The organism is Litorisediminicola beolgyonensis, assembly GCF_042679605.1.
Classification (GTDB): domain Bacteria; phylum Pseudomonadota; class Alphaproteobacteria; order Rhodobacterales; family Rhodobacteraceae; genus Litorisediminicola; species Litorisediminicola beolgyonensis.
Window position 1 is genome coordinate 168,704 of the sequence record NZ_JBHTMU010000001.1, and the last position, 11,950, is coordinate 180,653.

Below are 11,950 nucleotides of genomic sequence, written 5' to 3' on the forward strand. Positions count from 1 at the left end.
CCTGACGGGTCAGGGCGCGCTGCCCGTGTCGCGGGGCGGTCCGAAGCGGATGGAGACGCCGCTGCGGCGCAGGGCATCGAGCAGGGTGAAGGTGAAGATCAGCTGGCCGGTCATCTCGGTGGCTTCCTCGAGGAAGGCGAGCCAGGAATAGACGGTCGGCGAGGCCTCGGTGGTGTTCGATTGCAGCCAGCCGATGGCCTCGACCCCGACCGCGCCCGAGATGTAGACCGCACCGGCCAGGATGCTCAGGCGCCGCGTGCGCGCGGGCAGGCGGGTCAGGAAGCGCCAGTAGACCGCGCCGAGGAGTGCGATCACCGGCAGCGCCAGCACCACCCAGAACTGCGTTTGCCCGCCGCCGATGCCGAGGCTGCGCGAGGCGAAGCGCCCGGCGGCCTCGTGGATCGAGGCGCTCTCGTCGAGCGACAGGAGCAGGAAGATCGCCGCGAGGCTCCACCATGACAGCCGTCCGGTCGTGTATGTCGCGCCGCAGAGGCCTAGAAGCGCGGCGTTGATCAGCAGAAGGTTCGACGAGAACCAGGTCGGCAGGTTGCGCTCGGCATCGAGGTCGAAGAGGCGGATGAAGAAGGCGGGGCCCGTGGGGTAGGGATAGGGCAGGCCCGCGCGCAGCACGATGATCGCGGCCCCGGCAGCGAGGATCGCGAGAAGCAGCAGCCCGAGATAAAGGACCAGCCGCTCCGGTGTGAGGGGCACGACAAATTTCTGGCGCAACGAATGGTCTCGTCAAAAAGAATATCGTCAGGAGACGGCGTTTTGGGCGGCCCTGTCAAGTTTCGGACACTCGGTCGCCTGTCGCAGACGCGGTGTCGCCTGCGTGCCGGGCGCGCGTTCGGTGCCATGCCCGCGCGCGACGGGGCATGGGGTGCACGCGACCAGTGAGATCGCGTATCGCGCAGATATGTGGGAGAAAATTGGTCGGAGTGGCAGGATTCGAACCTACGACCCCTGCCTCCCGAAGACAGTGCTCTACCAGGCTGAGCTACACTCCGACCGTGGCGCGTCGATTAGCCCAGGCGTCCGGGTTTGGCAAGGGCTCAGGGCGCGTCGGGCGGCTGTTTTCTGAAGAGCCGCAGAAGCGTGCTGACGCGGGGGCTGAGGCCGTCGTCGAGGCGCGAGCGGCTCTCGAGAACGGGGGTCTTCGAGGTCGCGCTCTGACCGCCTTCGCGGAGCACGATGTAGATGCCGCTCGTGACGATGATGGCCACGCCCGCGAGGGTGGTGAGCGAGGGCAGCTCGTCGAAGAGGAGCGCGCCGTAGAAGGTGGCCCAGAGGATCTGGGAATATTGCATCGGCGCGACGACCACGGCCTCGCCCGCCTTGTAGGCGGCGATCACGACCATCGAGGCGGCGAAGGCCAAGGCCGCGATGGCGGCGGTCAGGCCCAGATCGCCCGCGCTCATGGGGATGTAGACGAAGGGCAGGATGGCGGCCATGACCACGAGGTTCGTCAGCATCGGGTAGAGGACCAGCACCACGGGGCGCTCGTCCTGGCCGATGCGGCGCACGATGATCGCGGCGAGGGCGCTGCCGAAGCTCGCCACCAGTGCGGCGAGATGGCCAAGCTGAAGCTCGGTCGCGCCGGGGCGCAGCACCACGAGGACGCCGATCATGCCCGCTGCGACGGCGAGCCAGCGGCGGAGGCGGACGGTTTCGCCCAGGATCGGGACCGAGAGCACGGTGATGATCAGCGGCGAGGCGAAGAGGATGGCGTAGGTCTGGCTGAGCGGCAGGGTCGAGAAGGCGTAGAAGGCCGATCCGGCGGTCGCGACCGCGGCCAGCGTGCGGGTGAGCGTCCACCACGGATGGACCGGGCGCAGCGTGCCGGGCTCGGCGTCGCGGATCAGCAGAAGCGTGACCAGCGGGAAGCCGAACAGCACCGAGAAGAACACGATCTGGAACGGGCTGTAGGTCGCGCCGAGCGCTTTCACGATCACGTCGTGGAGGGCGTAGAGCCCAAAGGACAGGAGCGCGAGAAGCGCGCCGCGTGCATTGCCGCTCATGACAGAAGCCCGCCGTTTGGAAGAGGAGAAAAGCGCGGAGGCCTGTCTGCCCGATACGCCCGGCGGGCGGGGAAGATCAAGCGGTCAAAGTGGCGTACTCGGCAGAATGGGTGATCTCCGCCCAGATCGGCAGATGATCCGAGGCGCGCCGCGCCAGGGGATGATCCGATACCCCCGCGGCGACGAGATCGAGCCCCTTCGAGAGCGCGATCCGGTCAAGCGCGGCCATGGGCAGGGTGCTGTGGAAGGTGCGGCCCGGGGCGATGACCTCGTAGTCCGCGAGCGGTTCGAGACCGACGCGCGGCGACCATTCGTTCATATCCCCGAGGATGACGCTTGGCCTCTGGGCGAGCGCCGCGAGCGCGTCGCGGATGCGCGCCACCTGCTGGCGGCGGTCGCGGCGGCGGAGACCGAGATGGGTGGCGACCACGCGCAAGGGGCGGTCTCGGTGCACCAGATCGGCGATGAGCGCACCGCGGGGCTCGAGCCCCGGCAGGTCGAGGCGATGGACGGCGTCGATCCTGACCTCCGCGGTCACCAGAATGGCGTTGCCGTGCCAGCCGAGGCTGTCGGCGCCGCCGCCGTGATCGACCGGAACGAAGCCGCGCGCCTGGGCCAGTGCCGCGGGCAGGGCGGCGGGGCGCGCGCCCAGACGCTTGTCGGCCTCTTGCAGCGCGACGATCTGCGCGCCGAGCCCGGCGATCACGTCGAGCGCGCGATGCGGATCGCGGCGCCAGTCGGTGCCGACGCATTTGCGAAGATTGTAGCTCGCGATGCGGACCTTATCCGCCTGTGGATCGTTCGACGTCATAGAGTGTATATGGGATCGATGATGGACGAGCGCCAGCAAGCAGACATGATCCGCGATCAGCGCCGGAATTACGCGGTGTTCGCGATTTGGGCAGTGCTCGTCGGAGAGGCGCTGTTTGCGCTGGTGACGCAGCGCTGGTCGACCCTGTTCGTGGCCGTCGCGACGCTGGTCCTGTCGATGCTTCCGGCGATCTTCGCCTCGCGCTTCGACATCCGCCTGCCGGTCAGCTTCTTCGCCGCCGCGGTGATCTTCATCTTCGCGACGATCTTCCTGGGCGAGGCCGGCAATTTCTACGAGAAATACTGGTGGTGGGACGTGGTCCTGCACGCCGGATCGGCGGTGGGCTTCGGGCTTCTGGGGTTTCTCTTCATCTTCATGCTCTTCGAAGGCGACCGCTATGCCGCGCCCGCCTGGGCCATCGGCTTCATGGCCTTTAGCCTTGCGGTGTCCATCGGTGCGATCTGGGAGATCTTCGAGTTCGCGATGGACCAGACCTTCGGGCTGAACATGCAGAAGAACGGGCTTCAGGACACGATGTGGGACCTGATCGTCGACTGCCTCGGCGCGGGGTTCGGGGCGACGATGGGGTTTCTGTACCTGAAGGGGCGGGAGCTTGGCGGGCTCGGGTCGTCGCTCGACGAGTTCGTGCGGCTGAACCGGCGGCTCTTCAAGAAAGCGCGGCTGCGCCGGGGGCGCAACCGCGAGGAGTGATCAGAGCGAGGCGTCGAGCGCCGCGATGATGGCGTCGCCCATCTCGGTGGTGGAGACCGGCACCTTGCCTTCCTCGCCCAGGAGATCGGCGGTGCGCAGGCCCTGCGCCAGAACGGTCTCGACGGCCTGTTCCAGACGGTCGGCCTCGGCGCCCTGGTCGAAGCTGTAGCGCAGCGCCATCGCGAAGCTCAGGATGCAGGCGATGGGGTTGGCCTTGCCCTGACCGGCGATGTCGGGCGCGGAGCCATGGACCGGTTCGTAAAGCGCCTTGGGACGGCCATTGGACATCGGCGCGCCGAGCGAGGCCGAGGGCAGCATCCCGAGCGAGCCGGTGAGCATCGCCGCGAGATCGGAGAGGAGATCGCCGAAAAGGTTGTCGGTCACGATCACGTCGAACTGCTTGGGCCAGCGGGTGAGCTGCATGGCGCCGGCATCGGCATACATGTGGCTCAGCTCGACCTCGGGGTAATCCTGGCCGACGCGGGTGACCACCTCGCGCCAGAGGATGCCCGATTCCATGACATTGGCCTTTTCCATCGAGCAGAGCTTCTTGCCGCGCTTCATCGCCAGTTCGAAGGCGGCGCGGGCGACGCGGTCGATCTCGGACTCGGTGTAGCGCTGGGTGTTGATGCCGACGCGCTCGTTGCCTTCCTCGAAGATGCCGCGCGGCTCGCCGAAATAGACGCCCGAGGTCAGTTCGCGCACGATCATGATGTCGAGACCGGCGACGACGTCCTTCTTGAGCGAGGAGAAATCGGCCAGCGCGTCGAAGCACTGGGCGGGACGGAGATTGGCGAAGAGGTCCATCTCCTTGCGCAGGCGCAGGAGGCCGCGCTCGGGCTTCACCGAGAAATCGAGATTGTCGTATTGCGGGCCGCCGACCGCGCCGAGGAGGACCGCGTCGACCTCTTGCGCCTTGGCCATCGTGTCGTCGTGCAGCGGCGTGCCGTGTTTGTCATAGGCGCAGCCGCCGACGAGATCCTCGGACACGTCGAAGCTGAGATCGCGCTTCGCCCCGTACCAGTCGATGATCTTGCGGACCTCGGCCATGACCTCGGGGCCGATGCCGTCACCGGGCAGGATGAGAAGCGAAAAGGTGCTCATGGGGCGCTGTCCTCGAGTTGATCGTGATCGCCGGAGCGGTATGCGAGCCGCCCGTCGAGGTCAAGGAAGCAGGAGGTCGACCCAGACCGGCCGATGGGGTCCGGCGTTGTCGGCTGGCGGGGTGGTGCCCGTATCGGTCACGCGGAGCGCGGCGTCGGGCAGGACGTAGCTGACGCGCATCTCTCCGAGGCCGAGCGCGGTCCAGTCGACGGTGGCGCGACCGGCGAGCGGGTCGGTGAGCGCGGGATGGCTGAGGAGCGCGGCGATCTCGGAGCGCAGGCCCTCGCCACGGTCGGGGTCGAGATTGGCGTTTCCGAGGATGAGGACCGGCGCGTCGGGGCGGGGGCCGAGACGGCCGTCGAGCCAGTGGCGCCAGAGCGCAATCTCGTCGGAGTTGCGTCGGCCATTGCGGTCCTCGGGACCGTCGAAGACCGGCGGCGTGGCGTGGAAGGCGAGGAGGATCAGCGGGCCGCGTGGCGTCCGCGCCTCGATCACCCAATGGCCGCCGGTGGAGAGGCGGCGTGTGTCGGGCGCTGGATCCTCGGGCGAGAGGCGGGTCTCGGGCAGATCGGACCAGCGGAGATCGGTGAAATCGGCGAGGAGCGTGAGCGGGACGCGCGACAGGAGCGCCATGCCGCCCTGTCCGGCGAAGCGGCCCCAGGCCTCGGCATCCTCGGGCTCGCCCAACCGTCCGTCGCCGTCGCGATCGGAGCCGGTGGCGCGCCCGGTATTGGGCCGGAGGCTGAGGCTGTAGGGGTAGGGGCTGCCCCGGGTGTCGAGGCGGTCGTGGACGAGGTCGAGCGCGGCACCGCCCGCGTCATAGTCGAGATCGGTCAGCAGCAGGAGATCGGCGTCGAGCGCGGCGATGCCGTCGAGGATCGCGCTCAGATCGGGCGCGTCGCGGTCGAGGTCACGGACCAAGAGGCCGGGTCCGTCGCGGGTGAGGGGCGAGTGCCAGGTGGCGGCGCGGAAGCTGTCAGCGAGGGTCGGAGTGGCGAGGGCGAGCAGCAGCGCTGCGCTCAGGCATGCGCGAAATGCTCGGTCTGGGCGTAGGCGCGGCGGCGCTTTTCCTCGATCAGCTCGGCCACGCGCATCAGCGCGATGCCGCGCATGATCAGGCTGGCGGAGAGAAAGGCCCATGCGGTGATCGTCCAAACCAAGGTCTGCGGCGAGACGAGGCTGAGCGGCATCGCCACCTCGGCGAAGGTCTTCATCACCGCCGGAAGCAGGAATGGCAGGAGAAAGCCTAAGGCCGCGTTAACGCTGGCATCGCGCTTCAGCCGGTAGAGGACATCGCCGCCCGCCGTCGGGTCGAAGAGCGGCAGGTTGATCCAGACGTTGAATGCCTTGCGCCGGATCGGCCAGCCCATGAGCTTGATGACCACGAAGAAGAGCGCGACCGAGGCCATCGCCAGAAGATAGGTCACCCCGGCGAGGTCGCGGATCAGCACGATGGTCGACGGCTTCGTGCCCTCGGGCAGAAGGAGCATCATCAGGCGCACGGGCGAGAACGGGAAATCGAGCGCGCGGCCCGCCAGCGCCGCCATGCCCGACATCGCGTCGCCGAAGAGCGTCGGCGAGATCGCGTTGCGCACCAGCACCGAGGCGGTGGCGGCGATGGCGAAGAGGGTGAGGAAGCGCATCCGGTTGAACGGCGGGGCCGAGCGGAACTCGACGAAGGAGGGCACGATCGAGACGTATTCGATGAAGGTCAGGAGCGCGGCGAGAAGTCCCAAGAGCGCGGCGACCTGCGCGGCATCGGCCGACAGCCCCGGCATCATCAATGCCGGAAGCACGACCACCCAGGCCACAAGGAGCGCTCTCGCGCCCGCGCTGATCATGCGCATGATCACAAACCTGCTCCCCTGGTCCGGACGGGCGCGATTCGATGCCGCTCCCTTGTTCCACCCAAGGATCGTCCATTCCGACGATCTGCCTCAATCTTGCCCAATTTTTGCCGTCTTTCCGCCTTGCCGACAATCCCTTCACCGAAGATCCCAGCAATCGGGGCGGTTTCACGGCGAAGTTGGTGCGCGATTGCATCATTCGCGCGGCGGAGGTGCGGCGCTCTAGTGGTCACCGTCAAGATGTTGCGGGAGCGCAGAAAAAAACCGCAACGGGCGTGCCGTTGCGGTTCATCTTTCAGTTACCCTTGGGGCTGTTTTCAGACCCAGGGACGGCTCTGGGAGGCCTGGGATTCAAAGCTGTCGATGGCGTCGACCTTGGCCAGCGTCAGGCCGATATCGTCGAGACCTTCGAGCAGGCAGTGCTTCTTGAAGCTGTCGACCTCGAACGAGAACACCTGGCCGTCCGACGAGGTCACGGTCTGCGCCTCGAGATCGACGGTCATCCGCGCGTTCTGGCCCTTCTCGGCGTCCTTCATCAGGATGTCGACCTCTTCGGAGGGCAGCACGATGGGCAGGATGCCGTTCTTGAAGCAGTTGTTGTAGAAGATGTCGGCATAGGAGGGTGCGACGATCGCCTTGATGCCGAAATCCTTGAGCGCCCAGGGCGCGTGCTCGCGGCTCGATCCGCAGCCGAAATTGTCCCCGGCGACCAGGATCTCGGCCTCGCGGTATTGCGGCTTGTTCAGCACGAAATCGGGGATCTCGTTGCCGTTGTCGTCATAGCGCATCTCGTCGAAGAGGTTCACGCCGAGCCCCTCGCGCTTGATGGTCTTCAGGAACTGCTTCGGGATGATCATGTCGGTGTCGATATTCACGAGCGGCATGGGCGCCGCGATCCCGGTCAGTGTTTCGAACTTGTCCATTTCCGTCTCCTTCGAGCGGTTGGGCGCGACGCCCACCGGAGCCCGTGGGTCCCGGGGGGCGCGCGCCCGCCAGTGTCACATGATCTCGCGCACGTCGGTCAGGCGGCCGGTGACCGCCGCTGCCGCCGCCATCGCCGGGCTCATCAGGTGCGTGCGTCCGCCGCGGCCCTGACGGCCTTCGAAGTTGCGGTTCGAGGTCGCCGCGCAGCGCTCGCCGGGCGAGAGCTGGTCGGGGTTCATCGCGAGGCACATCGAGCAGCCCGCGAGGCGCCATTCGAACCCGGCCTCCTTGAAGATGTCGGCGAGACCTTCTTCCTCGGCCTGCGCGCGCACGAGACCCGAGCCGGGCACGACCATGGCGCGGAGACCGTCCTTGATCTTCTTGCCCTTCAGGATCGCGGCCGCGGCGCGCAGATCCTCGATCCGGCCGTTGGTGCAGGAGCCGATGAAGACGGTGTCGATCTCGATATCCTTGAGCTTCTGCCCCGGCGTCAAGCCCATGTAGTCGAGCGAGCGCTTGGCCGCCTCGACCTTGCCGCCCGCGAAGCTCGCAGGATCGGGGACCTCGGCGTCGATGGGCAGCGCGTCCTCGGGCGAGGTGCCCCAGGTGACGGTCGGCGCGATGTCCTCACCGCGGATGGTCACGACCTTGTCCCAGGTCGCGTCATCGTCGGAGAAGAGCGTCTTCCACCAGTTCAGAGCGGCTTCCCACTGGGCGCCCTTCGGCGCGTGGGTGCGGCCCTTCACATACTCGAAGGTGGTCTCGTCCGGCGCGATCAGGCCGGCGCGGGCGCCGCCCTCGATGGCCATGTTGCAGATCGTCATCCGGCCTTCCATCGAGAGCGAGCGGATCGCCTCGCCGCAATACTCGATGACATAGCCGGTGCCGCCCGCGGTGCCGGTATGGGCGATGATCGACAGCACGACGTCCTTGGCGGTGACGCCCGGGGCGAGCTGGCCGGTGATCTCGACCTTCATGTTCTTCGATTTCTTCTGGATCAGCGTCTGCGTGGCCAGCACATGCTCGACCTCGGAGGTGCCGATGCCATGGGCCAGCGCGCCGAAGGCGCCGTGGGTCGCGGTGTGGCTGTCGCCGCAGACCACGGTCATGCCCGGCAGGGTCCAGCCGTTCTCCGGCCCGATGATATGCACGATGCCCTGGCGGATATCGGTCACGGGGTAATAGACCAGCCCGAAATCGCGCGCGTTCTTGTCGAGCGCCTCGACCTGGATGCGGCTTTCCTCGTTCTCGATGCCCTTTTCACGGCCGAGCGTGGTCGGCACGTTGTGGTCGGGCACGGCGATGGTCTTCTCCGGCGCGCGCACGGTGCGGCCCGCCATGCGCAGGCCTTCGAAGGCCTGGGGGCTCGTGACCTCGTGGACGAGGTGGCGGTCGATATAGAGCAGGCAGGTGCCGTCCTCGGCTTCATGGACGACATGGGCGTCCCAGATCTTGTCGTAGAGCGTCTTGGGGGACATGGGTCCTCTCCCGATATGTGAAAGTCTCGTGTGGCAGGGTCGTCTCGGACGCGGGCCGCGCAAAAGCGGGCGCGCCGCCCGCGCTCATAGGCGGGCGAGAACCGTGCGGGTGGCGCCGTAGAAGCGCTCGTTCAGCCGCACGCGGTCGTCGAGATCGAAGATGCGGTCCATGGTGCCGCCGGACATACGCCCTTCGCGGCGCTGTCGCAAGCGCCCTCAGTGGCGCAGGCATGCGCGAGAGACTGGACGCGGGCCCGGAGAGACCGCACCATCGCGACGGCGAACAGGCAAGGAGCCGAGATGGACACCGAAGGAATCCTCGACAGCGAACCGGCGCAGCAGGCCGGACGCCTCCTGTCCCGGCTGACGACCGATGCCGAGCTCTTCCTCGAGGGACTCCTGAGGCCCTGGAACGCCTACCAGATCGCCATCGCCATGGGGCTCTTCCTCGTGGCGCACCTCGTCGCGACCTACTGGATCACGCCGAGCCTGCGCGACTGGCTCAGGACCCGCGAGGGCTGGCCGAAATGGCGCATGCGCATGATGGTGGTGATCCAGCGCCGCGTCCGGATGATGGTCTTCGTGGTCCTGATCTGGAGCGTGGTCTGGGTGATGCGCGAGCTGACCTGGCCATCGCGCTCCTACCTCCTGGCGCTTCTGGCGAATCTCGCGCTCGCCTGGCTCCTGATCGCGGTGCTGACGCGGCTGATCGGCAACCCGATGCTGCGCAGCGCGGTGCGCTACGGCGCCTGGACCTGGGTGACGCTGTCCTTTCTCGACCTGACCGAAGAGACCCGCGCCGTGCTCGACAGCCTGGCGATCAGCTTCGGCGACATGCGCCTCTCGGCCTGGATCGTGCTGCAGGCGGCGGTGATGCTCGCGGTGCTGATCACGCTGGCGCGTTTCGTGGCGACGGCCTCCTCGGCGCGCATCCGCGCCAACGAGGACATCTCGCCCTCGATGCAGGTTCTGGCGGTGAAGATCCTTCAGGTCGCGCTCTACGGCGCGGCCTTCTTCTTGGGGCTCAAGCTCGTCGGCGTCGACCTGACCGGCCTCGCGGTGCTCTCGGGCGCCATCGGCGTGGGCCTGGGCTTCGGCCTGCAGAAGGTGGTCTCGAACCTCGTCTCGGGCGTGATCCTGCTCCTCGACCGCTCGATCAAGCCCGGCGACGTGATCTCGCTCGGAGACACCTTCGGCTGGATCAATGCGCTGGGCGCGCGCTACGTCTCGATCACCACGCGGGACGGCAAGGAATACCTGATCCCCAACGAGGACCTGATCACCGGGCAGGTGGTCAACTGGTCCCACTCGAACGATTTCGTCCGGCTCGACGTCTATTTCGGCACCGCCTATGGCGACGACCCGCACCTGGTGCGCAAGGTCGCCATCGCCGCCTGCGCGGGCACCCCGAGGGTGCTCGCCGACCGCGCGCCGGTCTGCCATATCGTGGGCTTCGGCGACAGTTCGGTCGACTATATCCTGAGGTTCTGGATCCGCGACCCCACCGGCGGCCTCACCAATATTCGCGGCAATGTCTACCTGGCGCTCTGGGACGCGTTCCAGGAACACGGCATCTCGATCCCCTTCCCGCAGCGCGAGGTGCGCGTGCTCGAGGGATCGACCCTCGCCACCCGCCGCGCGCCGCTGCCGGACTGAGCGGGACGCCCCATGCGTTTCTTCTTTTTCCAAATACCGCCGGGGTGAATTGGCCGTCAGGCCAAGAGGGGCAGCGCCCCTTCCGGCCTGCCAACGCGTGAAACCGCCAGGCCGAGAGGTCCTGCGGCGCGCCTCCAGACCCCGGCGACGCAAAGGGACGGCTGACATTTCCGCGTCGCGCCGCATATCACTGACGGAGAAGAGGAGGAGACCCCATGAGCGAAGACATCGTCATCCTGTCCGGAGCCCGCACCGCCATCGGCACGTTCGGCGGCAGCCTGTCGCAAGTGCCGCCGATCCAGCTCGGCGCGACCGTGGCCAAGGCGGCGCTCGAGCGCGCCGGCGTCGAGGGCGGGCAGATCGGCCATGTCGCCTTCGGCCACGTGATCAACACCGAGCCGCGCGACATGTACCTGTCCCGTGCCGCCGCGATGGAGGCGGGCATCCCCGAGACCACCCCGGCGATGAACGTCAACCGTCTCTGCGGCTCGGGCGCGCAGGCGATCGTTTCGGCGGTCCAGCACCTGATGCTGGGCGATGCGGAGTTCGTGCTCGCGGGCGGGGCCGAGAGCATGTCGCGCAGCCCCTATATCGTTCCGGCCCAGCGCTTCGGCCAGAAGATGGGCGACATCAAGACCCTCGACATGATGCTCGGCGCGCTGAACTGCCCCTTCGGCACCGGCCATATGGGCGTCACCGCCGAGAATGTCGCCAAGGAGCACCAGATCAGCCGCGAGGATCAGGACCATTTCGCCATGACCTCGCAGGACCGCGCCACCACCGCGCGCGACGAGGGACGCTTCAAGGCCGAGATCGTGCCGGTCGAGGTGCAGGTCAAGCGCGAGACCGTGTCCTTCGACACCGACGAGCACATGAAGGAGACCTCGCTCGAGCGGCTCGCGGGCCTGAAGCCCGCCTTCCAGAAGGACGGCACCGTCACCGCGGGCAACGCCAGCGGCATCAATGACGGCGCCGCGGCGCTCGTCTTCGCGACCGCCAGGGCCGCCGAGGCGGCGGGCCTCAAGCCGCGCGCCAAGTTCCTGGGCTATGCCCATGCCGGTGTACGCCCCGAGGTCATGGGCGTCGGGCCGATCCCGGCGGTGCGCAATCTCCTCGAGAAGACCGGTCTCTCGGTCGGCGATTTCGACGTGATCGAATCGAACGAGGCCTTCGCGGCGCAGGCCATCGCGGTCAATCGCGAGCTCGGGCTCGACACCGACAAGGTCAACCCGAACGGCGGCGCCATCGCGCTCGGACATCCGGTGGGCGCGACCGGCGCGATCCTGACCGTCAAGGCGCTCTACGAGCTCGACCGGATCGACGGCAAGCGCGCGCTGGTGACGATGTGCATCGGCGGCGGGCAGGGCATCGCGCTGGCCTTCGAGCGTCTCTGAGCCGCCC

11 protein-coding genes and 1 tRNA gene are annotated in these 11,950 nt (G+C 67.5%); 3 read left to right on the forward strand and 9 right to left on the reverse strand.

Annotated features, from left to right (window positions below; translation table 11 throughout):
• Positions 1–9: 9 nt before the first annotated feature.
• The 4 genes from ACFQ4E_RS00810 to ACFQ4E_RS00825 form a co-directional block, all read right to left on the reverse strand.
• Complete coding sequence (locus tag ACFQ4E_RS00810) at positions 10–711, reverse strand: hypothetical protein (protein ID WP_386801014.1); 702 nt, start codon at positions 709–711, stop codon at positions 10–12.
• 219 nt (positions 712–930) lie between these two features.
• Positions 931–1,007: transfer RNA gene (locus tag ACFQ4E_RS00815), tRNA-Pro, on the reverse strand.
• A gap of 45 nt (positions 1,008–1,052) precedes the next feature.
• Complete coding sequence (locus ACFQ4E_RS00820; RefSeq protein WP_386801015.1) at positions 1,053–2,018, reverse strand: DMT family transporter; 966 nt, start codon at positions 2,016–2,018, stop codon at positions 1,053–1,055.
• Positions 2,019–2,094: 76 nt separating this feature from the next.
• Positions 2,095–2,829, reverse strand: coding sequence for an endonuclease/exonuclease/phosphatase family protein (locus tag ACFQ4E_RS00825; RefSeq protein WP_386801016.1), 735 nt, complete (start codon positions 2,827–2,829; stop codon positions 2,095–2,097).
• A 9-nt stretch (positions 2,830–2,838) separates the two neighbouring features.
• On the opposite strand from ACFQ4E_RS00825, the gene ACFQ4E_RS00830 reads away from it, so the two are divergent.
• Complete coding sequence (locus ACFQ4E_RS00830) at positions 2,839–3,540, forward strand: hypothetical protein (protein ID WP_386801017.1); 702 nt, start codon at positions 2,839–2,841, stop codon at positions 3,538–3,540.
• Here ACFQ4E_RS00830 and leuB read toward each other — a convergent pair whose 3' ends face one another.
• The 5 genes from leuB to leuC all read right to left on the reverse strand — a co-directional run bounded on the left by leuB (position 3,541) and on the right by leuC (position 8,893).
• Entirely contained in the window at positions 3,541–4,644 is a 1,104-nt protein-coding gene (gene leuB / locus ACFQ4E_RS00835; RefSeq protein WP_386801018.1) for a 3-isopropylmalate dehydrogenase, read from the reverse strand. It lies immediately after the preceding gene.
• Between the two features lie 60 nt (positions 4,645–4,704).
• Positions 4,705–5,565, reverse strand: a complete 861-nt coding sequence (locus ACFQ4E_RS00840) for an endonuclease/exonuclease/phosphatase family protein (protein WP_386801019.1) — start codon at positions 5,563–5,565, stop codon at positions 4,705–4,707.
• 98 nt (positions 5,566–5,663) lie between these two features.
• Positions 5,664–6,491 (reverse strand): hypothetical protein, encoded by an 828-nt coding sequence (locus ACFQ4E_RS00845; protein WP_386801020.1) that lies wholly within the window; start codon positions 6,489–6,491, stop codon positions 5,664–5,666.
• 317 nt (positions 6,492–6,808) lie between these two features.
• A complete protein-coding gene (gene leuD, locus ACFQ4E_RS00850; RefSeq protein ID WP_386801021.1) occupies positions 6,809–7,414 on the reverse strand; it encodes a 3-isopropylmalate dehydratase small subunit in 606 nt (201 codons plus the stop codon).
• A 75-nt stretch (positions 7,415–7,489) separates the two neighbouring features.
• On the reverse strand, positions 7,490–8,893 hold the full coding sequence (gene leuC, locus ACFQ4E_RS00855) for a 3-isopropylmalate dehydratase large subunit (protein ID WP_386801022.1): 1,404 nt from the start codon (positions 8,891–8,893) through the stop codon (positions 7,490–7,492).
• Between the two features lie 300 nt (positions 8,894–9,193).
• Here leuC and ACFQ4E_RS00860 point away from each other — a divergent pair, with 300 nt between their 5' ends.
• On the forward strand, positions 9,194–10,549 hold the full coding sequence (locus ACFQ4E_RS00860) for a mechanosensitive ion channel family protein (RefSeq protein WP_386801023.1): 1,356 nt from the start codon (positions 9,194–9,196) through the stop codon (positions 10,547–10,549).
• A gap of 215 nt (positions 10,550–10,764) precedes the next feature.
• Entirely contained in the window at positions 10,765–11,943 is a 1,179-nt protein-coding gene (locus tag ACFQ4E_RS00865) for an acetyl-CoA C-acyltransferase family protein (RefSeq protein WP_386801024.1), read from the forward strand.
• Positions 11,944–11,950: the final 7 nt, after the last annotated feature.